Consider the following 24259-nt stretch of genomic DNA (forward strand, 5'->3'; position numbering starts at 1 on the left):
TCAGAGAGGCGGGATCAGCCCGTGGCGGCTTCCTCGGCTTCGGGCTTCGACTTGCCTTCCTTCTTCGGGATCGGCTGGATGTCGAGCAGCACTTCGTCCTTCTCGTCGAGGTCGACTTCGAGGCGACCGCCGTCGGTCAGGCGACCGAACAGCAGCTCGTCGGCCAGTGCACGACGGATCGTGTCCTGGATCAGGCGCTGCATCGGGCGTGCGCCCATCAGCGGATCGAAGCCCTTCTTCGCCAAGTGCTTGCGCAGCTTGTCGGTGAAGGTGACCTCGACCTTCTTCTCGCTGAGCTGGGTTTCCAGTTGCAGCAGGAACTTGTCGACCACGCGCAGGATGACCTGTTCGTCGAGCGCCTTGAAGTTGACGATGGCGTCCAGACGGTTGCGGAATTCAGGCGTGAACAGGCGCTTGATGTCGCCCATTTCATCGCCGGCCTGCCGCGCGTTCGTGAAGCCGATGGTCGCCTTGTTCATGGTCTCTGCACCCGCGTTCGTCGTCATGATGATGATGACGTTGCGGAAGTCGGCCTTGCGCCCGTTGTTGTCGGTCAGCGTGCCGTGGTCCATGACCTGCAGCAGCACGTTGAAGATGTCCGGGTGCGCCTTCTCGATTTCGTCGAGCAGCAGCACCGCGTGCGGCTTCTTCGTGACAGCCTCGGTCAGCAGACCGCCCTGGTCGAAACCGACGTAGCCCGGAGGCGCGCCGATCAGGCGGCTCACCGCGTGACGCTCCATGTACTCCGACATGTCGAAGCGGATCAGCTCGATGCCCATGATGTAGGCCAGCTGCTTCGCCGCTTCGGTCTTGCCGACGCCCGTGGGGCCGGAGAACAGGAACGAGCCGATCGGCTTGTCGCCCTTGCCAAGGCCCGAACGCGCCATCTTGACCGCGGAGGCCAGCACTTCGAGTGCCTTGTCCTGGCCGAACACCACGCTCTTGAGGTCGCGCTCGATCGTCTGCAGCTTGCTGCGATCGTCGTTGCTGACGTTGGCCGGGGGAATGCGCGCGATCTTCGCGACGATTTCCTCGACTTCGGTCTTGCTGATGGTCTTCTTGCGCTTGCTCGGCGGCAGGATGCGCTGGGCGGCACCGGCCTCGTCGATGACGTCGATGGCCTTGTCGGGCAGGTGACGGTCATTGATGTACTTGGCGCTGAGCTCGGCTGCAGCCTGCAGGGCCGCCACGGCGTACTTCACGCCATGGTGTTCCTCGAAGCGCGACTTCAGGCCCTTCAGGATGTCGACGGTTTCCTGCACCGACGGCTCGACCACGTCGACCTTCTGGAAACGACGCGACAGGGCCGCGTCCTTCTCGAAGATGCCGCGGTATTCCGTGAAGGTGGTGGCGCCGATGCACTTGAGCTGGCCGCTGGAGAGCGCCGGCTTGAGCAGGTTCGACGCATCGAGCGTGCCGCCCGAGGCTGCGCCCGCACCGATCAGGGTGTGGATTTCGTCGATGAACAGGATGGCGTTCGGCTTGTCCTTGAGCGACTTGAGCACGCCCTTCAGGCGCTGTTCGAAGTCACCGCGGTACTTGGTGCCGGCCAGCAGCGCGCCCATGTCGAGCGAGTAGACCTGCGCCTCGGCGAGGATCTCGGGCACGTCGCCCTGGGTGATGCGCCATGCCAGGCCTTCCGCGATCGCGGTCTTGCCCACGCCGGCCTCGCCCACGAGCAGCGGGTTGTTCTTGCGCCGGCGGCACAGGATCTGGATGACGCGCTCGACCTCGTATTCACGGCCGATCAGCGGATCGATCTTGCCGTCCTTGGCGAGCTGGTTGAGGTTTTGCGTGAACTGCTCGAGCGGCGAGGCCTTCTCGTTGCGTTCCCCGCCACCCTCTTCGCCCTCGCCTTGCGGTGCTTCGCCGCTGCCCTTGACGGCTTCCGGCGGGTCGCTCTTCTTGATGCCGTGGGCAATGAAATTGACCACGTCCAGGCGGGTGACGCCCTGCTGGTGCAGGTAGTACACGGCGTGCGAATCCTTCTCGCCGAAGATCGCGACCAGCACGTTGGCGCCGGTGACTTCCTTCTTGCCGTTGCCGGTGGACTGCACATGCATGATGGCGCGCTGGATCACGCGCTGGAAACCCAGGGTGGGCTGGGTGTCGACATCATCGGTACCCGCCACTTGCGGCGTGTTGTCCTTGATGAAGTTGGTGAGCGACGCCCGCAGGTCGTCGACGTTCGCCGAGCAGGCGCGCAGAACTTCCGCGGCGCTCGGGTTGTCCAGCAAAGCGAGCAGCAGATGTTCCACGGTGATGAACTCGTGGCGTTGCTGCCGGGCCTCGACGAAGGCCATGTGCAAGCTGACTTCCAGTTCCTGGGCAATCATGTGATTTCCTTTTGCCTTGCTGTAAATAAGTTCTCAGATGGGTTGGAGCGCGTGCAATTCAACTGGTTCACGCGACCGGTTCGCTGACACATTGCAGCGGGTGCCCTGCCTGCTGCGCGGCCTCCATCACCTGATTGACCTTGGTGGCCGCCATGTCGCGGGAATAAACCCCACAGACACCCCGGCCATCGAGGTGGATCTTGAGCATGATCTGGGTCGCCGTTTCTCGGTCCTTGCTGAAGTATTCCTGCAGGATGACGATCACGAACTCCATCGGCGTGTAGTCGTCGTTCAGCATGACGACCTGGTACATCTGGGGCGGCGCCGTTTTTTGCGGGCGGCGCTCCAGAACGACCGAATCTCCGTCGTCGCCCGCCGGTTTCTGCGCCGGTGGGGTGCTGGGAGTTTTGGGAATTCTCGTTGCCATGAAAAAGATTCTATAGAGCGTGCAAGCACCGTGCCGACGCCAACAGACTTGGTGACGCCTATTCGACAAATCAAGAGGCATGCGTCGTGTACGACAGCACGAAGACAGACGTAAAAAAACCGGCAGATTGCCGGTCTTTTTTACAGATTGCGCAGAACGGGACCTTTGGGCGCCGGCAATTTTCGGCCCGGCACCCGGGTCGGAACCGGCAGATCGGGCGGCAAGGCGTCGATTTCTTCGTCGGTGAGTTCGCGCTCGGGTGCCGATTCTGCTTCCTCGTGAACGGCTGCGGGCAGCGCGAGTGGGACCGGCGAGTTCTGCAGCTCCGAATCCTCGTGCAAGGCCGGTACTGGTGGCACTGGTCTCGGCCGCTGCTGGGGTGACGGTGCAACGGGCGGCGCAACCGGCCCTCCTCTTCTGCCCGTCAAGGTGGGGAGCGTTGGCGACAACGCCTGCCATTCAGCCAGCCGTCGCGCGTCCTGTTCCGCCTGCCAACGCGCCAGTGCCAAGCGTTGCGCTTTCTGATGTGCGGTCTGCTGCTGCCCGAGCAGCGCCAACTCGGCGCGGATCGCCAGCCGTATCTGTTCGCACTCCGAATCCGAGGCACGGCGCTGCGCTTCGAGTTGCCTGCCGAGCCTGTGCGAGAACACCCAGAGGCCGAGCAAGGCGCCAGCGGCGCCGACCGCGAAGCAGATGACAAGAAAATTGGCCTGGATCAGCGTCACAGCGAAGCCTCCTCGTCGGCATCCCATTTGCGCAGCAGATCAAATGGAATGGCATCGGCCACCTGGGAAAACCGCAGGCCGGTCATGCGTTCGGCCTGCTTGAGCAACACGGCGACAGGACTGCTCGGTTCGTGCTTCTCGAACCATCGGCGGGCCTTGCGAATGTCACGCAGGATGTCGTCGCGTGTCGCCAGGCCCTCACCGGCTGGCGTGCTTGCCGGCCACGACGGAAGCGGGTCAGGTCTTGTTGCGGACGCGACAGGCGGCGCCGATGCCCCGGTTCGCTGGAATGGGGCCAGCAACCGCACCAGCGCATGCAGTGGAGGCGCGTCCGGCCCCAGGTGCTGGGCGGCCCAGGCGACGATCTGCGCCGCCGCCTCGGCCGCTTGCGCCAACAGGCGCAGCGGCGCCTGGTCGTCGCCCGACGCAGCGGCCGCGAGGTCTGCCAACTGCTGCGCCATGGCCTCCGGACTGGTTGCGTCCGGCGCCCGGGGCATCGCAAAGGCGCGCTCGACTTCACGCACCGTCAGGTGCCGCGCGGCATTGGCTGCAATGACGACTTCTCGCACGTCGCTCAACAGGCCCTCCGGATCGGCCAGCGCAGCGAGCGCATTGGCGCGCACGGCCGGGTCGCGCTCGCCTTCGATCACCAACTGGGGGTGCACCGCTTCGGGCCAGGTCCGCAGCGCCTCGACCAGCAGCACCAACGACTGCGCAAGCCCTGCCGCCTGCGCCAGACGGGTGCGTGCTCGGCACAGCCAGACAAAGAGATTGATGTCCCGCGTCCGCAACAGCAGCCGACGGCAGTCCCGTTCGATCTCGGCCCAGTTCGGGGCGTCGGGTGCTCCGACGAACTGCCCGTATTGCGCATCGCCACGCGGGGACATGCGCGCCAGCAGGACGGCGTATTCGGCGTCGTATTCCAGGCTGGGGCCACAAGGCGCTGTCGCGCTGAAGGGAGACAGCCGGTCGCCCGCCTCGATGCGGGCGCGCGTGGCGTAGGCTGTGGGCTCGGCGTCGGTGTGGATGGGGGCAGTCATGGAGCAGGTTCTCCCAATGAAAGATTCAGCGCGCCGCGGCCGCTTGGCCGTGATGGCGCGAGCCGATGTACGCCTCGGGCTCGAACACCATGCCGACGGTGTAGCCGGGCGTCGAACGCGGCGCATCGACGGCAGGCCGCCCGTCTTCCGCGCGGCCGGAGCCGCCGAGCCAGGTGGACCACCCGAGCTTCTCGGCGTCGTCGAGCCGTGCCGGCGGGGTGCTGTCGTTGCGCACACGCAGTTCCACCTCCCAGACGAATTCGTAGCCGACAAAGCCCCGCACCCATTCGACGAGCAAGCCCAGGTCCTGCCCCTGAGGGGTGAAACGCAGGTACTGCTCCAGGCTCAGCGGGCCGAGCAAGAGGCGGAACTTGTTCTGCCGGTCGGCCACGACCTCCCCCGCCATGGCCCCGACGCCCATGATGCTGGAGGTCCGCGCGCGCCCCAGGTGGCTCTGGTCCTCGGGATCGATCCGGATCCAGTGGTGCACGAACTCCTGCAGCTGCACGGGCACGGCGAAAAAGTGCGCCAGCGTGGCGGCCAGCCCGTCGGGATTGCGGGCTTCGCGGGCCAGGTGGGTCGAGGCTGCCAACCGGGCGTGCGCGGGCAGCACCGAATCGCAGATCTCGAGCGGGTCGTGCCCTGTCAGGCGTGCGATGTAGCGGCTGAACGCCTCGTCCTCCGACCGGTCGAGCCCGGCAGCGGCCTGCCCTTGCGCCCACGCCCGGTACATGTGCGTCAGGTAGCGGTGATGGAACAGGTCGAGAAAGTCCGCCAGGGTGCTGTCGTTGTGGTTTTCCGTGCGGTCTCGCACCAGTTCGGTGTAGTGCAGCGGCAACGGGCCGTTGGGGCCCAGGAGCCCGAGGCCGTACAGGCGCACGACCGGCAGCGTCGGGTTGTTGCCGGACCGCGTCGGCGACGCTCCCGGCACCCGGCGCTCCGACTCGCCGGGCAGCACCACGCTGGCGATTTCGCGCGGCGCGAAGGTCAAGGCCGCCGCCTGCCCCAGCCGGAACGGCTCATGCTGAGGGCGCCTGGCCAAGCCGACGGGGGGATGCTGCAGGTGGGACGCGCCGAAGCGCCTCAACAGGGACAGGAAGCCGAACCTCCACGGCGCACGCCGCAATCGTCCCAGCATGTCTTGAAGCGTCCCGCCGGGGGCAGTCTCCGGGCATTTCGTCATGGCTTCCCCTCGCCTTCGTCGCTGCCCACGCGGTGCGGCGTTGTCGACCCCAGGTGAAGATGGCTGTCAGGCGACAGGTCATGGTGCTCTTGCCGTGTCAGGCTGGGCAATGGCGCACGGCTGTCGCGCGCCAGCTCCGGGGCGAACAGGCCCAGCACGTCCTCGGGCACCTCCTGGTCGAGCAAGCCTGATCTCACGAGGGGCTCGAAGTCTTCGATGATCCGGTCGATGCCCTCGCGCGGCAGCAGGATGTCGCGCAGCAACGGGTACGGCTCCGCCTGCCGGCGCAAGTCATCGAGCGTGGGCGCGGCTTCGTTGCCCGATGCCAGCAGCCCCTCCCAGTCGACACGCCCCGAGAGTTGAGCGGGATCGCGCACGACGCGGACGAACTCCTCGTGCAGTTCGTCGAGCAGACTGGCCGGGCGGCCATCGCCACGGGCCGGCGGGCTCGCTGGGCGCACAGCAGGTCGTGCTTGCGCAGCCGCGGGCGCGTCACCGAGCAGCCCCGCCAGGACATCGGCAACGGGCGACGGTTGCGCCCCCGCGATGTCGAGAACGCCGAACGGGTTCGCCAGCACATCCACGTGTTCATCGCGCTCGCCGCCCTCCGGAGGGTCGTTGAAGGCCAATACACGCAGATCAAAGGGCGGCGCGTCGGACGTGGGCGTGTGCGACGCCGCGCCTCGCTCGGCATCGGCATCGGCATCGGCATCGGCGGACCCGCGCCGACTAGGCGCCTGCGTGCTCGGCTGCCTCACGTCGGCCGGGGCACCTTGCTCGACCGTGAAACGCAACAGCCCGAGTTCCAGCGTGTCCCCCGGCGCGACCGGCACGCTCGCTCCTGCGGGTACGCGCTCGCCCCGACACACGCACATCAGCGTGTGGCTGCTGTTCGTCAAACGCCATTCCCCCGCACTGTCGCTCCATGCGATGCGGCACAGATTGGCCGCGCGCCATTGCGCTTCGCTCTGACGCTCCCCACACAGCTGGAGCGCATCGGCCATGCCGGCGCCGGAGGGAGGGATCGACAACGCGCCACGCCGTGGCTCGCCGTTGCTGTGCGTGAGTTGCAGGCGCAATGGGGTCTTTTCGGGGTCGCCCTCCCTTGTCTCCATGCGGATCATGGTGCGTCCCCCCACAGCTTCTGCAGTCGGTTGGCCGCCCCGACAAAGCGCCCTTGCGCGTCCTGCTGCCAGAACGCCATTTCCGCCCGGGGGCCCTGCAGCCGACTCGGCCAGTCAGCCCATGGCAGAAAGCGAACGCCTTGCAGCGCCGCGGCGGGATCGTCCGGCAACGCGGGCCCCGCCCCACGTTCGAGCAATGCCTGCATCTGCCGGCGCCGATGCGCGCGGTTGCTCTCGTCCTTCAATGCCGCACGCCCGTTCTGCGACTGTTGCGCGCGCCACAGCGCCCGCACCGTGCGCTCCAGCACGCGCAGATCGGCCGCCCCCTGGGCACAGGCATGACGGGCCACGGCACGCGCAAGCCAGAACTGCCAATCCAGGGGCTCCTGCACCTGAGCGCCGAAGTGCGCCTGCGTCCAGCGCGGATGCGCCAGTTGATAAACGAGCAAAGGGTGGTGCCGCCCCACTTTGTCGACGGACGGCGCGATCACGCCCAGCACGAAGCGCCGCCGCGCGAACGCCAGCGTTCCTGGCGGAAGCACGAAGGCGACGGGAATCGCCATGGCACGTGCCGTGGCGTCCGCCCCGGCATGGCGGCACTGCTGGGCCAGCCAAGGCATCCACGCGTCCGGCTCTCCGTGGCGGACGCCGCTGCGAACGAAATCCGCATGACCGGGAAGTTTTCCCCAGATGGCGGGCGGGGTGACGTGCCACGCGGCACGCAGCATGCTCCACATCCGCATGGGTCAGGCTGCGCGTCCAGGGCAACGAAAGCCCTTGAGCACATCGCTACCGAGGGGATTCGGCTGACTGCCCGAACTGACATCGATCAACGCCCTGCGGCCGTCGAACGCATATTCCACGCTCAATCGCCCCGGCGTGGCCGTGCTCACGATGCGCCCTTTCTCCAGAAGACGAAACAAGGCCCACGGCCCATGGGCCAGGAAGGTCGAGGTCGGGTTCGAAATGCGGGGATTGGCCGTGATCTCCGCCATCGCCCCGCCGCGGGGCCCCGGCCAGTTCACGGTAAAGGCCTGCACCGGGCCATGAACGTAGCGCTGCCCTTGCCCGTCGATGTCGATGACCAGTTCGGTGATGCTGGGCTCGAGCTCGAGCACACGCAGATCGATTTTCCAGGCCAGCTTCTTGCCGCCCGCGTCGCGGAAGAACAGGTCGCGAATCTGCTGTGCGCGGTAGAAGGCGTCGAGACTCGGACCACTCTGGGCCAGAAGCTTGAGCAATTCACCGAGCAAGGTCGGACCGGAAGTGGCCGGCTTCAGCCCGGCGCCATTGCCTGCCGCCGCGTCGATGCCGACCATGGCATTGGCCACATTCGGGTCCTTGTAGCGCCACGGCCGCACGCTCATGTCGACATAAGGGGCGAGGTGCTTGTTGAAGAACTCGTCCGCAGCCCCGCCTGCAGCGAACACCAGCGAAAAGTCTTCGATGGACGCGTCCTGCGTCACGGCGGCCAGCGGGTATCGCCCTTCCACGCCGCGCTTGCAGGGCTCGCTGACCTGCATCGCCATCAACCCCATGATGCGGTCGAGCTGCAGTTGAGCCTGGCTGCGCAGGATGCCGGTGGAGCCGAGCATCACCTTGTCGCCACCGCTTGCGGCCAGCGCCGTCAGCACCTCACGAAAGGGCGCCGGCAATTTGCCGGCCTCCAGCTTCAAACGGGCGCCGACCTCGGCACCTCCGGGAGGCAGGCTTCCGGCTGTGAGCGCCGTGTCTGCCACGACCAGCAAGGTGTAGAACTCGTTCAGCAGGCCAGAGATGTTTTCGAGCCCCGGCTTGCCCGCAGCGGCACCGGCGCTGGTCACGCCAATGTCGGCCTGCCCCGTGACGACCTCGCGCAGCGCGGCGAAGCGGTTGTCGACGATCTGCTTTTCAAGCCGCTCCTCGGCCCGGATGCCGAGGTTCCGGCCGATGGCGTTGGTCTGCTTGTTCAGTTCGTCGGTGGCTTTGTCGAGGAAGCCTTTTTCCTCCTGCGTGCGAACCACCAGCGGCCGCGACAAGGTGGTCTCGCGGGCCGCCGCTCTCGCCAACCGTGCCAGCGGAGAGTCCGGCGCGGCAAGCTGCCGCAGCACACTCAGATCGAAGCCCAGGCTCGTTCCCGTGGTGTCGCTGCCGCTCACGGTGCGGATCGATTCGAGAAAGGACTCCCAATGCTGGGCGTACTCCGCCAAATACTGGCGCCGGATGTCATCGAGCAGCGGATCGTTGCGCAGCTTGCGGGCCGCTTCGTCGAGCAGCGCCGGTGTTTTCATTTGCGTGGCCAAGGTCGCGCCGCCCTGCGCGCCGCGTCCCATGACCCATGCATCGTCGTCGAGGGCCCGCACCACGAATTCCGGCAAGCGCTTGTTGAAGACCTCGTGGTAGCCGTCATAGGTGAACAGGCCCGCCACCCCTTTTTCCAGAGGCAATCCGCCTGCGCGGGAAAACACGGTCCCGGCTTGGGGGCCGACCGCGCGCACCAGCGTGAACTCCTGGGGCGCCTCGGAAAGCATGGCGGCCTTGGCGCGTTCATAGACGCGCTGACTCGAGGTATTGCTGTCCAGGAAGTTCTGCACCGCACGCACCAGCGCCTCGTTGGGCAGCGATGCGGACTGCACTGGTCGGGCACCGGAGAACAGAGCCGTGACATGCCCCACCATCGATGCCCGGCCGCCAAAGGCGGCAGCGCTGTCGGCCCTCTCCCAGTCTTTCAGCACCCAGTTGCGTACATCCTGCGCTCCGCCCTGCATGTAGCGCTCCTTGTCGTGCAGCAGCTTGTAGACACGCAAGACCTCGTACGCGGTCTTGGCATCGCCGTCGTTCATGCTCTGCTTCAGCACGCTCTCCATCCGCTGCAGGACGGAGGGAAGCAGGGTGTGATCCTGCAGCTGGGCGTAGGTATCGCTGGCCGCATCCAGCACCGGAGGCACCGTGTAGAGGCCGTAGAGAAAGCTGCCGGGCGGGTTGTCGATGTCGAGGCCCGAATAGCCCGGCAACTCGCGTGCCCCGCTGAGCACGTCCGGGACCCCTGCGGGCTTGAAATCGGCGAACAGCTGGCGCACCTGCACGGTGAGCGCCTCGGCGCGCTGGCCCACGGCGCTCAGGTACTGGCGGTTGTTGCCGAAGCTCAGGGCCAGCGCGCCAGCAAGCCACAGGAAGATCACCCCGGCCAGCGCATGCCCGGTGAGACGCAGCAACCGGAAGCGGAACTCCCAGCGCAGATTGGGGCGCACCAGATGCGCCTCGGGAATGATCACCTTGGTCAGCAGGTCCTGCAGAAAGAACCCTTGCTGTCCCCTCATGGTCGAGGCCATTCTTCCCGGTGGCTTGCCTCCCTCTTCGTTGCCAGCCGCAGATGCGCCGCCCGCCCCCAGGCCCAGACTGCGCTGCAGACGCTGAAACAGCGTGCCGGCATCGGCGGGCATTTCCAGATCGGCCTGGGCGCCACTCGTGAAATAGACACCACGCAGCGTGTCGTGCAGCTGGGTTCCGTCGAAACGCGACGCCAGGAACATCTCGTCGAGCATCGGCACCAGGAGCGCCGACATGCCGGCCAGTTCCTGGGGCAACGCGAACAGGCGCTTCCTGCGGTCGACGTCGAACTCCTCGTTCAACCGGGCGCGCAGGCCCGCCGCCAGGCGGTCCTTGAGCAACGCCAGCTCCGCCTCGATCTGGGCGCGCAGCGGCTCGCGGTCGCGCACCGCCGCGCGCGAGTTCTGGATGCCGTGGAACGGCAGCGTGAAGCCCCAGGTCTGGGTGCGGCCTTCACTGGTGAGGGATTGGAAGTACTCGCTGAAGCCCCGCAGCAGATCGATCTTCGTCACGATCACATAGACCGGGAAGCGGATGCCGAGCTCCTGGCGCAGATCAGCCAACCGGTCTCGCACCATGCTTGCATGCTCTGCGCGTTCCATCTCGGACATCGTGAGCAGCTCGGCCGCATTGAGCGCGACGATGACGCCGTTGAGCGGCGCGCGCGTGCGGTGCTTGCGCAACAGCCCCAGGAATCCCCGCCACTCGATGGGGTCCGAGACCGGGTTGCTTTCCTGCGTGGTGTAGCGGCCGGCCGTGTCGATCAACACGGCCTCGTTCGAGAACCACCAGTCGCTGTTCAGCGTACCGCCTTCCGACCGGAGCACCATGCTTCTGGACGCGTGCCCCATCTGACGCGCCAAGGGAAACTGCAGTCCGGCGTTCAGGAGCGCCGTCGTCTTGCCCGCGCCCGGACTGCCGACGATCATGTACCACGGCAGTTCGTAGAGGTAGCGCTTGCCCTCCAGGATCCGGCGAAGCCCGCCGCGCCCACGCAAGCCCTTCAGCTGGGCCAGGGCGCGGGTGACCGTGGCGGTGACTGTCTTGAGCTCCTCTTTCGCGCTGTCGTCCTTGTCGGCATCCTGGCCAAAGCGCAGGAACTTCGCGAGCAGATCGTCGTTGTTGCGCAAGGCCTGCCAGAGACGGTAGAGCCAGTACACCGCGTACATCACAAGGATGGCGCAGATGACCATGGTGCGCACCCAGAGCGGCGCCAATGGCTTCGCCGCCCCGATGGCCAGCAGAGGCCCTGCATGCCATACGAGCAGGCAGAGCGCAGCCACGCCCAACAGGCTGTAGGGACCCGACACCATCCAGAGAAGACCGAGCACGAGCAGCATGACGATGAAGGTCACGCGCACCCCGACCGAGGCGAAGGGGCGAAGCCCATCCACCGCGAGCAGCGGGCCGATGAACCAGATCGCGAGGACCAGCAGCACGATCGCGAGGAAGGCCAGCATCTGTCGGGAAAACAGGAAGGCCAGGAACTGTTTGAGATATTGCATGAGTGATGGATTCCTGCCTTGCGTCTAGCGCGGGGCGACGGCTGGCTGCTTCACTGGACCCGCGCTGGCGTTGGCGCTGACGCCAGTGCCCTGCGTGACCATGATGTCGACGCGCCGGTTGCGGGCACGTCCCGCAGCAGTGGCGCTGTCTGCGATGGGAACCGTGGCGCCGCGCCCCTCGGTCTGGATGCGCGACGGCACGACGCCCTTGCCCGTCAGCACTTCGGCCACGGCCTGTGCCCGCTTCTCGCTCAGGACCTGGTTGTCGGGAAACTCGCGCGTGCGAATCGGCTGGTTGTCCGAATGGCCGGTGATCTGGACCGTGCCGGAGACCTGGTTGATCTCGTCAGCCACCTTCGCCAGCACGGGAAGAATCCGTGCACTGAGGCGCGCCTGACCGGGGACGAACATCTCGTCGCCCTTGAAGGTGACGATGCTGCGGCGCTCGTCTTCGTCCACGCTCACCGTCTCTCGCTCGATTTCGCTCGCCAGCAATTCCTTCAGGCGCAGCGGCTTGACGGGAGGCGCCGGCGGGGGACGCAGCCGGCCGATGGCGGCAATGCGCTGCTGCAGATCGGCGCTCGACTGCAACAGTTGGTACTTGTACCAAGCGAACAGGCCAAACAGGATCAGCGTCAGCACCGAGCCGGTGACCCACACCGGCACACTGCGCAGCAAGCGAAACTTGCCAGCCCCCACACCCTTCCAATGCGGCGACAAGTCGCTCGGGACATCGCCGCGCGCGTTGCCCAGCAGAGAGAACAGCCGATGACGAACCGTTTCAAGCTGCCGGCGCCCGTTCGCCGCGGTGCTGAAGCGACCTTCGAAACCCAACCCGAGGATCTGGTACAGCACTTCAAGCAGATCTACGTGCTCTTGGGGGCTCGCGGCGAGGCGACCGACGAGAAGGAAGAACTTGTCACCGCCTTTGGTATCGCCGTGAAATTTCGCGGCCAGCTGTTGGCCAGCCCAGATACCGGCCTCTCCGCCCTGCCCGCCGCCCCACGGCGTGCTGTTGGCCGCTTCGTCGAGCGCGGTGCACAGCGCATAGCTCGCGGCCACCACGTGTTCGTGCCGGACCTGCGCAGTGGTGCAGATGGATTGGAAAGCGGCCACCTCGCGTTCGAGCAACTGATGGAACAACGCCACGCCGTCGCTTTCCAGCGCAGCGGGCATGTCTGCCAGGGCCCGCAGCAAGGGTTGGGCCGCCTCCAGCAAGGGATTCTGAGCCGCCGCGACCGCGGTCAGGCGCTCCTGCGTCGAGGACTCGGACACCAGATGCGCGACATCGGCCGACTCGCCGAACAGTTCGCCATCACCGGATCCGTCGCGCGGGTCGGTTCCACCACCTCCCGCGGGCGCCTCGTTGAATTCTTCTTTGTAGAGCATTGGAGCGTTGGAAAAATGAACGGGCCGAGCCCGATGAAAAAGCGAAGCCTGCTCAGGCCTCGCACTCGGAGCTGTCGTTGACGATCTGCTCGAAGCTGCTGTTCTGGATGTGGCTGGTCTTCATGCGGCAATCGACCATTCGCCACACGCCGGGGCCCTGCGAGTTGTCGATCAGGACGGTGGCCGCCAGCGGTGTCCCGCGCCGGCGCTGGCGGCCGATGGCGAAGGTCATGTGATCGAACCGGCAGCTGTCGATGGTGAGGCGGGTGCCGGCCACCAGCACTTCGCCGCGACCTGTGCAATTGCGAAAGGTGACCTCTCCCATGCATCCCATGCCTTCGTGGGCTGGGGGTGCAGAACTTCCGCCGTCAAAGCTGCACTCTTCGAACAGGACGCCAGTGCTTCCATCGCCCCCACAGACGATCGAACGCCCAGTCGAACTGCACTGGGTGAAGCTCACATCGGTCATCACGCCGAAGTCGTGATGGGGTGCCAGAAACCGGCAGTCGATGAACTTGCAGCCCGACATCGATGCCAGCTTGATGTTGCCGTCCCCTGCGAAGTCGCATCCGACAAAAGTCAGGTTCTTCCAGGACACGCCGACGAAGGCGCCCGAAGCCATGTGCGCGCCGGCAATAGTCATCGCGGCCGAGCTGCCGTCGAGCAATCGGATGTACTCTTTCTGGAGACTGGTGATGGGTGTGGTCATCTGCGCCTCCGATCAACGGTTCTCTCTGTGCACGACGCCGTGCGCATCGACCCACCGCCCCGACCATCGGATCGGATGCAACTGCTGCGCCCAGAACCCTCGCGGGACGTAGTCGCCAACGACCCCATAGCCATCCGGCCAGATCTTGTTCTTGTCGGCTTTGACCGCCGTACCGAACAGATAGTCCCAGAATGCAAAATGCGCGGCGTAGCATCGATCCAGGCCTTCCGCGTCCCGGCTGTGATGCCAATGGTGAAAGTTCGGTGTCACGATGAGATAGCGCAGGGGCCCCAGCCGCACCGATGCATTGGTGTGGTTGAACACGGCCTGCACGCCCGCGATCAAGACGTAGACGTTGATCACGCTCTGTGAAAAGCCCAGCAAGAACGCTGGCGCCAGGATCACCACCGTCGAGATCACCGTTTCCACGCCATGGGTCCGGCTTCCGGAGATCCAGTCCATATGCTCGGCGCTGTGATGGATCGAGTGCAGTCGCCATCCGATGGCGGTCTCGTGATAGAAGCGATGCAGCCAGTACCGTCCGAAGTCGGTGATCAGCAAAAGCAGCAGCAGTGCGTAGCCGAACGGCAGCTGCCGCACCCAGCCGCGCAACGTGCCCTGTGCGGCGGGATTGAGATCGGCAAGCGCACCACTCACGCCATACAAGACGGCATAGACGAGAAACAACGTCACGCCAATGAGCAAGTGGCCTGTGACGAAGTACATGAAGTCGGTCTGCCAGTCTTTCCTGAAAACCGGCATTTCTGGCTTCAGGGGTCGAAGCTTTTCGATCGTGGTGAAAAGCAGGGTCGTCGCCAGCAAATCGAAGATCAACCAGTCAACCCCCAGATAGGGGACAACAGCCAGCTGCCCCGCAACAGGAAGCCAGCCATTGCCCGTTGCACTGACGCCCAACTTCGACCCCACAACGGCCACGGCCAACCAGAGCAATGCCCATGCAGACAGGCGTCGCACCCGCCCGAAGACAACGTTGAACACCGCCAAGGTTCCGCACAATGCCATCGCGCTCAGCAACACGATTCGCATCACATCGAAGCTCAGGTACTCACGCACCTTGGGCGTGCTGAGGAAATCCGGAAACTGGAACAACAACACGCCCAGCATGCTGAAGTTGGCCAGCACCAGTGCGATCATTCCGCTCACCATCCCTTTGCCCGATCGCAAAGGCCCATGCGACAGTGCGAGCTCGGCGCCCTTCTTGATCTCGTAGAGGACCCCTTCGTACAAACGGGTCGGAAATTTCAGGGGATTCATTTTTCCCTCACTCCCCAAAGCTCCATGCGCAACCCCGGAAACTCGCCCGCGACATGCAGCGCCAGCCCACCGTGCTTGACCATGTGCTCCCACAACGGACCACGAGGATCGATCTGGAAGTAGACAAAGCCTGCATTGAAGGGAATCTGACGCGGCGGAACGGGCAAGGTCTGCAGCGGTATCCCCGGCAGATGGGACCGAATGAGCTCGGTCAACCTGTCGCTTGGCCCCACCTTGCAGCGGGCGGGAAACTGGCTCGCCAACTGTTCCGGCGGCGTGTGTGCCGCGACCGCAAACACCAGGCTGGAGAAGCCCTGCAACTCCGCGGGCTCGACGCTCGCAACGCGCACACCATTGGGTCTTGACGCCAAGGGGATGCTCTGGGCGCTTCGCACGAGCACGTCGTTCAGCAAGGCCTGCACATCCCCGATCAACTCCCTGAAGGAGAGGTACGGGTCGAGGTGTTGATAGGCAGGATGCGGTTGCGGGCGACGGGTGGTTCCGCGAACGAAGGTGGCCAACTCTCCGCTCAACGTGCGCAACGCGGTGTAGAGCATCTCTGGAGAGGTCTCACGCACCCGAAGCCAGTGCTCGAGCATGGGCTCGTAGCGGTTGAGGATCTGCAGCAGCAGGAAGTCGGACACTTCGGCAGCTTCGCTGGACTTGCCGTCGTTGCCACTCAGTCGGGCGGCCAACGATTGCGCGCGCAGTTTGCACAAACCGTGCAGATTGGTGATCCAGTCCGCCAGCAAGGGGCTTGCGCCATAGCCTGCCACCGGTGGAATCAGGTGCGGGTCGACGGCGATGCTTCCGTCCGAGCGCAGCACCGTCACCTTCGCGAGCGGCAAGCCGATCCAGGCGTCGGTCAGTTCGCGTTGCGGTAGGAGACGCAGGCGCAGACGGGACAGTTGAACGGTCTTTGCACCCTGTCCGATCGAGTTGGCATCGCGCAGCTCCGTATCGAACACCGAAAACCGGGCCAATGACGACGCAGAGATGCTGGCGTCATCGAACGTCGTTTCTTCTCCGTTGGGCGTCCGGATCGGCACCGCCAGGTGAATGACCTGCTCCAGATGCTCCGGCAAGATCGTGAGCGGCGCTGGCGGCTGCGTCTGGCCCGGTGCGTCGAAGGGCGTGCCATCCGAGAAGATCCCGGCCGCGCTGGCCAGTACCAGCTTGCCCAGTGAGAGCGACTCCGCATCGATGCTGTAGTGGTTGAACCCCCAGTAAAAGGGAGTCAACGAGGCGGCACGCTTGTGCGCCAGATGTTCGAGGTAGCGCTCCTGCTGTTGAAACAGCTGCGGACGCAGGAAGAGCCCTTCGCTCCAGGCGACTTTGTTGTACCAGCTCATGGGTTCGATCGTTGTGCTTTCGGGCCGCAGACGTGCTACTTGATGGGTGTCAGCTGGATGCCCTTGCCTTGAAGGGCGATCTCCAGCTTGACCTTGTTGGCGGGGATGACGGTGCGATACCAGGCGGCCTCGGGGGCAGGATCGACTTTCTGCACAAGGCGCCACTCGCTTTGCGCAAGCTCCCGATAGCCGGCGATCACGCCGATCGCGGCGAGCTCGGGGTGCGACATGCGCCGGATCTTCTTGACCTCTCCGGGTCGCAGGATGAACTCATCGCGCACCAGAAGGTCGGCACCCATCACGGTCTTGTCGCTGTTGTGCAGCGAGAAGTAATCGGCCGACTCGAAGGTTGCCTCCGACTTGAGCTCGTAGATGCGGACCATGATGGGTGCCGCCCTCCCCTTGTCGTCCGGGTTGACACCGGCTTCCGCAGTGACCGTGATATCGAGCTTGGTTTGCTCTCTTGGGTGTGAGAACTGCGCATATGCCAGCGAAGGCCCTGCCAACGCAACTGCCAATGCAAATCCCCACAGGCCTGGAAACCTGGGACGCGACATCCACCTGGACAACCCGCGTCGGGACGCAACACTCCGGCACAGCCCTGGCATGTCGAGATTCATGTGGGAATCAAACTGAAAAAAGGGAACGCAAAAGAACCGACTTCGATTCGCGCCTCCTCAACCCCCTTGCGCGAACCGAAGTCGAAAAGCCCCGGACGGATCCGGGGCGAAGCGAAGGCTTCAGGACTCCTTGTTGCCCTTGATGTCGTAGCCCGCAGTGACGGCACCGCCGCTGCCGCCTTGTGCGTTCTGCACGGAGTACTCCTGCTTGATCTTGGAGAAGGAAAGGCGCACGCGCTCCTTGACACGCATCTCATCCGAGTTCGAGCCGAAGGGCTGGATCGAGGTGATGATCACGTCGGAGAAGGTGAACTTCAGGTACTCCAGCGGGTTGCCGCCGGCCTTGCGAACCGTGAGCTTGGCCTCTTGCACGTGCTTGCCGGTCAGGCAGTACTTCATGAGGTTGGGACTCGAACGGTCGATGTAGTGGTCGAACTCGAGGTCTTCGACCGTCGCCTTGCCTGCGCCGCCGCCCGAGCCGGCGTGCATGGTGGATTCCTGGAAGGCTTTCCAGTTGAAGGCCAGAACCTCGATCTCGTTCTTGTGGTCCGAATCCTGCGATTCGCCTTCGATGCCGTTGATCTTCAGAAAAATGTCTTGTGACATGAGAAAACTCCCTGTATTTGAATTTGTCGGTAAATGACGAATGCACGAGCGCTCTTGATGGCGCGTCCTTGGAAATGCCGTGGCGTCTGCGCGCCACTTCCTCGAACAATTCGATGGCGGTTCGGCGTCAGGCCGCTTCCTTGAGCGACGGCAGCTTTGCAACCAGACGCAGAGAAACGGTCAGGCCTTCGAGCTGGAAATGCGGACGCAGGAAGAACTTCGCGCTGTAGTAGCCCGGATTGCCTTCGACGTCCTCCACCACGACTTCGGCAGCCGCGAGGGGTCGCCGGGCCTTGGTTTCCTGGGACGAATTCGCAGGATCGGCGTCGACGTAATGCATGATCCATTCGTTCAACCAGCGCTGCATTTCGTCGCGCTCCTTGAAGGAGCCGATCTTGTCGCGCACGATGCACTTCAGGTAGTGCGCGAACCGCGTGCTGGCGAAAAGATACGGCAGCCGTGCCGACAGATTGGCATTGGCGGTCGCGTCCGGGTCCATGTACTCCTGTGGCTTCTGGAGCGACTGGGCACCGATGAACGCGGCATGGTCGGTGTTCTTTCGATGCACCAGCGGAATCAGTCCGGCTTTCGCAAGCTCAGCCTCGCGGCGGTCGGAGATCGCGATTTCGGTCGGACACTTCATGTCGAAGCCGCCGTCGTCGGTCGGGAAGGTGTGGCACGGCAAGTTCTCGACGGTGCCACCCGACTCCACGCCGCGGATCATCGTGCACCAGCCGTAGAGCTTGAAGCTGCGGTTGATGTTGACCGCCATGGCATAGGCCGCATTGCTCCATACGTAGTTGCGGTGATCGGCGCCTTCGGTTTCCTCTTCGAAGTCGAATTCGTCGACAGGATTGATTTTCACGCCATAAGGCAACCGGGCCAGGAATCGAGGCATTGCCAGACCAACGTAGCGGGAGTCCTCTGTGTTTCGCAGCGAGTTCCACGGGGCGTGCTCGAGGTTCGACGTGATCTTTGCGAGGTCGCGCGGATTCGCAAGCTCTTGCCACGACTCCATGCCGAGCAACGAGGGCGCCGATCCGGCGATGAACGGCGCGTGAGATGCTGCAGAGACCTTGGCAATTGCTCCCAACAGCTCGACATCGGGCGGCGTGTGGTCGAAGTAGTAGTCGGCCACCAGGCACCCGTAGGGCTCGCCGCCGAGCTGGCCGTACTCCTCTTCATAGATGCGCTTGAAGATCGGGCTCTGGTCCCAAGCGATTCCCTTGTGGCGACGCAGCGTGCGACGGACTTCGTCCTTGGAGACGTCCATGAAGCGGATCTTGAGCTTCTCGTCCGTCTCGGTGTTGTATACCAGGTGGTGCATGCCTCGCCAGGCCGACTCGATCTTCTGGAAGTCTTCCTTGTGGAGCACGAGGTTGATCTGCTCCGACAGCTTGCGGTCGATCTCGGCGATGATGGCCTCGATGCTGCTGTAGGCGTCGTCGGTCATCGTTGCGGCGTTGACGAGCGCCTGCTCTGCCAGCGTCCTGACGGCCGCCTCGACGGCATCTCGCGCTTCGTCGGTCTTGGGCTTGAATTCCTTGTCGAGCAGGGCCGAGAAGTCGGTGGGGTCGGTGTAGCGCGTCGCTTCGGGCGCCTCGAGCACGTTGTCCATGAGGGTGGTCATCTGAAGTTCCTTGGTCTGAATGTCACGCGGCGGAATCGGACGCAGGTGCGCCGTCCAGGTCGTCGGTGCGGGGTTTGGCGGATTTCGCCAGCGACTTCATGAGCGAAGGGTCTTGAAGCAGCTTGTTGACGAGGCTTTCGGCCCCCGCCTTTCCGTCCATGTAGGTCTGCAGGTTGGCCAACTGCGTGCGAGCTTCAAGGAGCTTGCTGAGTGGCTCTACCTTTCGTGCGACGGCGGCCGGCGAGAAGTCTTCGATGCTCTCGAAGGTGATGTCGACCATGAGCTGGCCTTCGCCCGTCAGCGTGTTGGGCACGGCGAATGCCACGCGCGGCTGGATGGCCTTCATTCGCTCGTCGAAGTTGTCGATGTCGATATCGAGGAACTTTCTCTCGGGCACAGGAGGCAAGGTCTGCGTCGGCTTGCCAGACAGATCGGACAAGACGCCCATCACGAAAGGCAATTCGATCTTCTTCTCGGACCCGTAGATTTCCACGTCGTACTCGATCTGCACACGTGGTGCCCTGTTGCGGGCAATGAACTTCTGACTGCTGTTGTTGTTGGTGGCCATGAAAACTCCCTGGTGAAAAAAGACAGACAAGAACCTGGCATCGCGCCTTTTCGGAGGCAACGAGATGGCTCGCTGGACTCAGGCGAACTCGGTGTGACAGACGATGGCGCCTCCTCCTTGCAAGGCCGGGTTGGCGCTGTCGCTCGGCTTCACGTCGGCAGTCATGCGCCGGATCTTTTGCCGCGCTTGAAGGGCATCCAGCCATTGCCGGGAAAGAATCGGCAGGAGACGTTGTTCGATGAAGCCGATCAGACGGCGAGCCCCGGTTTCGTAGGCACCGCAGTGGCTAACGATTTCATTGAGCAGCGCAGGCGTGTAGTCCAGCGCAATGTCATGCTGCGCATGCATGCGCTCGACCACCCGATCCAGGTGCAAGCTCACGATGTCGCGCAGTGCGTCCGGGCCCAAGGGCAGGTAAGGCACGACGGTCAACCGGCCAAGGAAGGCCGCAGGAAAGACCGTTCGCAGCGCCGGCTGGAGTGCATCGCGCAGGGCCTCGACATCGGGCGTCAGCAAGGGGTCTTCGCTCAGAGCGGCGATGAGTTCCGCACCAGTGTTGCTCGTCAACAGGATCGTGGTGTTTCGGAAATCGACACGACGCCCTTCCCCATCTTCCATCCACCCCTTGTCGAACACCTGATAGAAGATCTCGTGCACATCCGGGTGGGCTTTTTCCACCTCGTCGAGCAGGATCGTGCTGTAGGGCTTTCGGCGCACGGCCTCCGTGAGCACGCCACCTTCACCGAAGCCGACATAACCCGGGGGCGCGCCTTTCAAGGTCGACACCGTGTGCGACTCCTGGAACTCGCTCATGTTGATGGTGATGAGGTTCTGCTCACCGCCATACATGGCTTCGGCCAGTGCCAATGCCGTCTCTGTCTTGCCCACACCCGAAGGGCCGGCCAGCAGGAAGACACCCACCGGCTTGTTTGGATCGGTCAGCTGCGCCCGCGCCGTCTGCATGCGCTCGGCGATCGCCGCGAGCGCAGGCCCCTGGCCGATCACGCGCGCTTCCAGTCGTGATTGAAGCGCAACGACTGCCGCGACCTCGTCGGTGACCATCCGCCCTACGGGAATTCCGGTCCAATCGGCCACGATGCCCGCCACCACGGCCTCGTCCACCTGGGGAAAAATCAGAGGCAACTCCTTCTGGTGCGCGGCAAGCTCGAGTTCAAGGGCCTCCAGCTGCGCCGAGGGTGCATTCCCCTCGGCGCAGCTCAGCTCTTTCGCCTCCTCCCTCTTTTTGGTCCTCAATCCATGAATCGTGCGAACCAGTGCAAGCTCGTCTTGCCATCGCACTTCGTGCAGGGTCAACGCCTGCTGCGCGGCATCGAGTTGAGATCGGGCGGCGTCGAGGCGCAGCGCTCTCGCATCACTCCCCTGGGCAACGACACCCTCCTGACTCAGCAGTTCGAGCTCGACCTGGAGGGCCGCGATGCGGTGCCGCCATTGCTCGACTTCAGACGGCGGCGCGTGAAGCGACATGGCAACGCGCGCACATGCGGTGTCCAGGAGACTGATCGCCTTGTCGGGCAGCTGACGTGCAGGGATGTAGCGATGCGACAGCGTCACGGCGGCGCGCACAGCCTCATCGAGCACGAGCACGCCGTGGTGCTCGGCAAAGATGGCGACAAGGCCACGCACCATCTCGGTCGCAGTAATCTCGTCGGGCTCTGCCACCTGCAGCGTCTGAAAGCGTCGCGTCAGCGCCGGGTCTTTCTCGATGTGGCGCTTGTACTCGCTCCAGGTGGTGGCACCGATCGTGCGCAAGGTTCCTCGTGCAAGCGCTGGCTTGAGCAGGTTGGCGGCATCGCCGGTTCCGGATTGCCCGCCCGCACCGACCAAGGTGTGGACCTCATCGATGAAGAGGATGACAGGCTGCACCGACTTGCCCGCCTCTTCCAGCAAGGCCTTGAGGCGGGACTCGAACTCCCCGCGCATGCTTGCGCCGGCCAACAGGGCTCCGACATCGAGGCTCCACAGGCGGCAGTTCTTCAGATCGGGAGGAACCTCGCCTTGCGCGATGGCTAACGCGAGCCCCTCGACCACCGCGGTCTTGCCGACGCCCGCATCTCCTGTGAGCAAGGGATTGTTCTGACGGCGACGCAGCAGGATGTCGACCATCGTGCGGATCTCGTGTCCGCGCCCGATGACCGGATCGATCTGCCCTTGAGACGCGCGCTCGGTCAGATCCGTGCAGTAGCGCCGCAACGCGGACTTTCCATCCGACGCCGCATCTGCGAGCGCGGCGCTGGCTTCACCAGGCAGCGCTGATGGCAAACCAGAGCCATCGTGCGGTCCTTCCTGCCCTTCGGGGGAGCCGGCCACGATGGCACCGATGGCCTCCGTCAGTTGGTCTGCTGGGATTCTCTGAAACGCAGGCGAGATGCCAAGAAGCACGCGCCGCAGGTCAGGCGTCTGAAGCAGCGCAGCAAACAACCAAGCACCACGCACGCAATGCGCGCCGAACTCGAGACTCGAGAGCACCCACGCGCGCTCGATGGCAGCTTCGATGTGACTGGAAAAATCGGTCAGCGAGGTGGCACCCGATGGCAAGCTGGACAAGGCCGATGCGAAGTCTTTCTCGATGGCTTGCGCGTCGATCTGGTAGTGCCGGCAGATGCGGTGCAGATCACTGTCGTTGAGCTGCCAGAGCTGATGAATCCAGTGCGTCAGTTCGACATAGGGATTGCCACGCAGCTTGGCAAATGCAGTGGCGGATTCGATGCCGCGAAACAAGGTGAGATTGAGCTTGCCGAACAGCGCTCGCCGAGAGATCGTCATTGCGCGATCTGCCGTGCAGCGTGCACGCCCTGTTCGATCGAGTCGCCTGCGAGGCCCCCTGTTGCCGGCAGATTCCTGCGTTCTTTTTCCCCACTTCGCGCCCCCTATGCTTCTTGGAATGGGCGCGATTCTGGCGGCTCGCTGCGAGGCAAACACAGCACAGTTTCTACCAATGGTTAAACGAAAGACGGAGCCTATTGATCTGTGATGTTTGCCCGCCTCTCCTTACGTTCAGAGCACAAAGGAGGTAATTCACTAACGATATCGCGAGGGCGACAGGCAAGAAAAAACCCTCGACTCCTTTCGGAAGCTCGAGGGCTTGATAAGGGTCTGACGTTTCTCGACGTCAGCGATCGCAATTACATGTTGTCGATCATGACCTGACCGAAACCAGAGCAGCTCACTTGCGTCGCGCCGTCCATCAGGCGCGCGAAGTCATAGGTGACCTTCTTGCTGGCGATCGACTTTTCCATCGAACTGATGATCAGGTCGGCCGCTTCGGTCCAGCCCATGTGGCGCAGCATCATTTCGGCGGACAGGATCTCGGAACCCGGGTTCACATAGTCCTTACCGGCGTACTTGGGGGCCGTGCCGTGGGTGGCCTCGAACATGGCGACGGTGTCGCTCAGGTTCGCACCCGGTGCGATGCCGATGCCACCGACCTGTGCAGCCAGCGCGTCGGACACGTAGTCGCCGTTGAGGTTCAGCGTGGCGATCACGCTGTACTCGGCGGGACGCAGCAGAATCTGCTGCAGGAACGCGTCGGCGATGCTGTCCTTGACGGTGATTTCCTTGCCCGTCTTGGGGTTCTTGAACTTCATCCAAGGGCCGCCGTCGATCAGCTCGGCGCCGAATTCCTTGGCGGCCAGGTTGTAGCCCCAGTCACGGAAGCCACCTTCGGTGAACTTCATGATGTTGCCCTTGTGGACCAGGGTCACGCTGGGCTTGTCGTTGTCGATCGCGTACTGGAAGGCCTTGCGCACGAGGCGCTCAGTGCCTTCGCGCGAGACGGGCTTGACGCCGATGCCCGAGGTGTTGGGGAAGCGGATCTTCTTGACGCCCATCTCGTCCTGCAGGAACTTGATGAGCTTCTTGGCCTTGTCGCTTTCGGCTTCGAACTCGATGCCGGCGTAGATGTCTTCCGAGTTCTCGCGGAAGATGACCATGTTGGTCTTGTGCGGCTCGCGCACCGGGCTGGGCACGCCCTCGAAGTACTGGATGGGCCGCAGGCAGACGTACAGGTCGAGCTCTTGGCGCAGCGCCACGTTCAGCGAGCGGATGCCTCCGCCGACGGGCGTAGTCAGCGGGCCCTTGATGGACACCACGTAGTCGCGCACCGCATGCAGGGTTTCCTCGGGGAGCCAGACGTCGGGGCCGTAGACCTTGGTCGACTTCTCACCGGCGTAGACCTCCATCCAATGGATCTTCTTCTTGCCGCCGTAGGCCTTGGCCACTGCGGCGTCCACCACCTTAAGCATCACCGGCGTGATGTCCAGCCCGGTGCCGTCGCCTTCGATGAACGGAATGATCGGCTGATCGGGCACATTGAGCGAATTGTCAGCGTTGACCGTGATCTTCTGGCCTTCGGTCGGGACTTTGATGTGCTGATAGCTGGACATGAGGGGGCTTGACTCCGGGAGTGACGTAATTCGAACGACTGTCTGCGAATTCAGACAG

General features: G+C 64.0%; 18 protein-coding genes. All 18 read right to left on the reverse strand.

Translation table 11 applies throughout. The features are described 5' to 3' along the window. Nucleotides 1-14 precede the first annotated feature (14 nt). Complete coding sequence (clpA, locus tag AC07OX_RS19340) at nucleotides 15-2336, reverse strand: ATP-dependent Clp protease ATP-binding subunit ClpA (RefSeq protein ID WP_062471453.1); 2322 nt, start codon at nucleotides 2334-2336, stop codon at nucleotides 15-17. A 67-nt stretch (nucleotides 2337-2403) separates the two neighbouring features. Continuing rightward, on the reverse strand, nucleotides 2404-2763 hold the full coding sequence (gene clpS / locus AC07OX_RS19345; protein WP_062471456.1) for an ATP-dependent Clp protease adapter ClpS: 360 nt from the start codon (nucleotides 2761-2763) through the stop codon (nucleotides 2404-2406). 140 nt (nucleotides 2764-2903) lie between these two features. Beyond that, the gene (locus AC07OX_RS19350; RefSeq protein ID WP_495261590.1) at nucleotides 2904-3488 is read right to left on the reverse strand and encodes a hypothetical protein; all 585 of its coding nucleotides are present in this window, start codon (nucleotides 3486-3488) and stop codon (nucleotides 2904-2906) included. Continuing rightward, nucleotides 3485-4528, reverse strand: coding sequence for a type VI secretion system protein TssA (locus tag AC07OX_RS19355; protein ID WP_495261591.1), 1044 nt, complete (start codon nucleotides 4526-4528; stop codon nucleotides 3485-3487). The genes AC07OX_RS19350 and AC07OX_RS19355 overlap by 4 nt, the downstream gene beginning before the upstream one ends. A 25-nt stretch (nucleotides 4529-4553) precedes the next feature. Further along, nucleotides 4554-5711: a type VI secretion system baseplate subunit TssG gene (tssG, locus tag AC07OX_RS19360; protein ID WP_495261592.1), complete on the reverse strand. Its 1158-nt coding sequence runs from the start codon at nucleotides 5709-5711 to the stop codon at nucleotides 4554-4556. After that, the gene (locus tag AC07OX_RS19365) at nucleotides 5708-6835 is read right to left on the reverse strand and encodes a TagK domain-containing protein (RefSeq protein WP_495261593.1); all 1128 of its coding nucleotides are present in this window, start codon (nucleotides 6833-6835) and stop codon (nucleotides 5708-5710) included. Before AC07OX_RS19365 ends, tssG begins: the two co-directional genes overlap by 4 nt. Continuing rightward, entirely contained in the window at nucleotides 6832-7563 is a 732-nt protein-coding gene (gene tagF, locus AC07OX_RS19370; RefSeq protein ID WP_157755059.1) for a type VI secretion system-associated protein TagF, read from the reverse strand. Before tagF ends, AC07OX_RS19365 begins: the two co-directional genes overlap by 4 nt. Nucleotides 7564-7581: 18 nt before the next feature. Then, complete coding sequence (gene tssM, locus AC07OX_RS19375) at nucleotides 7582-11649, reverse strand: type VI secretion system membrane subunit TssM (protein WP_495261594.1); 4068 nt, start codon at nucleotides 11647-11649, stop codon at nucleotides 7582-7584. A gap of 24 nt (nucleotides 11650-11673) precedes the next feature. Further along, on the reverse strand, nucleotides 11674-13038 hold the full coding sequence (tssL, locus tag AC07OX_RS19380; protein ID WP_495261595.1) for a type VI secretion system protein TssL, long form: 1365 nt from the start codon (nucleotides 13036-13038) through the stop codon (nucleotides 11674-11676). 52 nt (nucleotides 13039-13090) lie between these two features. Next, on the reverse strand, nucleotides 13091-13747 hold the full coding sequence (locus AC07OX_RS19385; RefSeq protein ID WP_495261596.1) for a hypothetical protein: 657 nt from the start codon (nucleotides 13745-13747) through the stop codon (nucleotides 13091-13093). A gap of 12 nt (nucleotides 13748-13759) precedes the next feature. Next, nucleotides 13760-15022, reverse strand: a complete 1263-nt coding sequence (locus AC07OX_RS19390) for a sterol desaturase family protein (protein WP_495261597.1) — start codon at nucleotides 15020-15022, stop codon at nucleotides 13760-13762. Next, the gene (tssK, locus tag AC07OX_RS19395; protein ID WP_495261598.1) at nucleotides 15019-16374 is read right to left on the reverse strand and encodes a type VI secretion system baseplate subunit TssK; all 1356 of its coding nucleotides are present in this window, start codon (nucleotides 16372-16374) and stop codon (nucleotides 15019-15021) included. Before tssK ends, AC07OX_RS19390 begins: the two co-directional genes overlap by 4 nt. 35 nt (nucleotides 16375-16409) lie before the next feature. After that, nucleotides 16410-16994, reverse strand: a complete 585-nt coding sequence (tssJ, locus tag AC07OX_RS19400; RefSeq protein WP_495261599.1) for a type VI secretion system lipoprotein TssJ — start codon at nucleotides 16992-16994, stop codon at nucleotides 16410-16412. 120 nt (nucleotides 16995-17114) lie between these two features. After that, complete coding sequence (locus tag AC07OX_RS19405) at nucleotides 17115-17600, reverse strand: Hcp family type VI secretion system effector (protein ID WP_062471480.1); 486 nt, start codon at nucleotides 17598-17600, stop codon at nucleotides 17115-17117. A gap of 127 nt (nucleotides 17601-17727) precedes the next feature. Continuing rightward, nucleotides 17728-19218: a type VI secretion system contractile sheath large subunit gene (gene tssC / locus AC07OX_RS19410; RefSeq protein ID WP_495261810.1), complete on the reverse strand. Its 1491-nt coding sequence runs from the start codon at nucleotides 19216-19218 to the stop codon at nucleotides 17728-17730. A 34-nt stretch (nucleotides 19219-19252) separates the two neighbouring features. Next, nucleotides 19253-19798 carry a type VI secretion system contractile sheath small subunit gene (gene tssB, locus AC07OX_RS19415; RefSeq protein WP_495261600.1) on the reverse strand — a complete coding sequence of 182 codons (546 nt, stop codon included), beginning with the start codon at nucleotides 19796-19798 and terminating at the stop codon, nucleotides 19253-19255. 78 nt (nucleotides 19799-19876) lie between these two features. Continuing rightward, nucleotides 19877-22582: a type VI secretion system ATPase TssH gene (tssH, locus tag AC07OX_RS19420; protein WP_495261601.1), complete on the reverse strand. Its 2706-nt coding sequence runs from the start codon at nucleotides 22580-22582 to the stop codon at nucleotides 19877-19879. 359 nt (nucleotides 22583-22941) lie between these two features. Next, nucleotides 22942-24201, reverse strand: a complete 1260-nt coding sequence (gene icd, locus AC07OX_RS19425) for an NADP-dependent isocitrate dehydrogenase (protein ID WP_062471491.1) — start codon at nucleotides 24199-24201, stop codon at nucleotides 22942-22944. Nucleotides 24202-24259 lie beyond the last annotated feature (58 nt).

This window comes from Variovorax sp. GW821-FHT09D07, from assembly GCF_059416345.1.

What these genes read in the sequence shown, in the direction of transcription:
- AC07OX_RS19405 (WP_062471480.1), bottom strand. Translation starts at nt 17,600, where the DNA reads ATGTCACAAGACATTTTTCTGAAGATCAACGGCATCGAAGGCGAATCG.
- tssH (WP_495261601.1), bottom strand. Translation starts at nt 22,582, where the DNA reads ATGACGATCTCTCGGCGAGCGCTGTTCGGCAAGCTCAATCTCACCTTG.
- clpS (WP_062471456.1), bottom strand. Translation starts at nt 2,763, where the DNA reads ATGGCAACGAGAATTCCCAAAACTCCCAGCACCCCACCGGCGCAGAAA.
- clpA (WP_062471453.1), bottom strand. Translation starts at nt 2,336, where the DNA reads ATGATTGCCCAGGAACTGGAAGTCAGCTTGCACATGGCCTTCGTCGAG.
- tssG (WP_495261592.1), bottom strand. Translation starts at nt 5,711, where the DNA reads ATGACGAAATGCCCGGAGACTGCCCCCGGCGGGACGCTTCAAGACATG.
- tagF (WP_157755059.1), bottom strand. Translation starts at nt 7,563, where the DNA reads ATGCTGCGTGCCGCGTGGCACGTCACCCCGCCCGCCATCTGGGGAAAA.
- tssJ (WP_495261599.1), bottom strand. Translation starts at nt 16,994, where the DNA reads ATGAATCTCGACATGCCAGGGCTGTGCCGGAGTGTTGCGTCCCGACGC.
- tssK (WP_495261598.1), bottom strand. Translation starts at nt 16,374, where the DNA reads ATGAGCTGGTACAACAAAGTCGCCTGGAGCGAAGGGCTCTTCCTGCGT.
- tssM (WP_495261594.1), bottom strand. Translation starts at nt 11,649, where the DNA reads ATGCAATATCTCAAACAGTTCCTGGCCTTCCTGTTTTCCCGACAGATG.
- tssL (WP_495261595.1), bottom strand. Translation starts at nt 13,038, where the DNA reads ATGCTCTACAAAGAAGAATTCAACGAGGCGCCCGCGGGAGGTGGTGGA.
- icd (WP_062471491.1), bottom strand. Translation starts at nt 24,201, where the DNA reads ATGTCCAGCTATCAGCACATCAAAGTCCCGACCGAAGGCCAGAAGATC.
- AC07OX_RS19385 (WP_495261596.1), bottom strand. Translation starts at nt 13,747, where the DNA reads ATGACCACACCCATCACCAGTCTCCAGAAAGAGTACATCCGATTGCTC.
- tssC (WP_495261810.1), bottom strand. Translation starts at nt 19,218, where the DNA reads ATGGACAACGTGCTCGAGGCGCCCGAAGCGACGCGCTACACCGACCCC.
- AC07OX_RS19355 (WP_495261591.1), bottom strand. Translation starts at nt 4,528, where the DNA reads ATGACTGCCCCCATCCACACCGACGCCGAGCCCACAGCCTACGCCACG.
- AC07OX_RS19390 (WP_495261597.1), bottom strand. Translation starts at nt 15,022, where the DNA reads ATGAATCCCCTGAAATTTCCGACCCGTTTGTACGAAGGGGTCCTCTAC.
- tssB (WP_495261600.1), bottom strand. Translation starts at nt 19,798, where the DNA reads ATGGCCACCAACAACAACAGCAGTCAGAAGTTCATTGCCCGCAACAGG.
- AC07OX_RS19365 (WP_495261593.1), bottom strand. Translation starts at nt 6,835, where the DNA reads ATGATCCGCATGGAGACAAGGGAGGGCGACCCCGAAAAGACCCCATTG.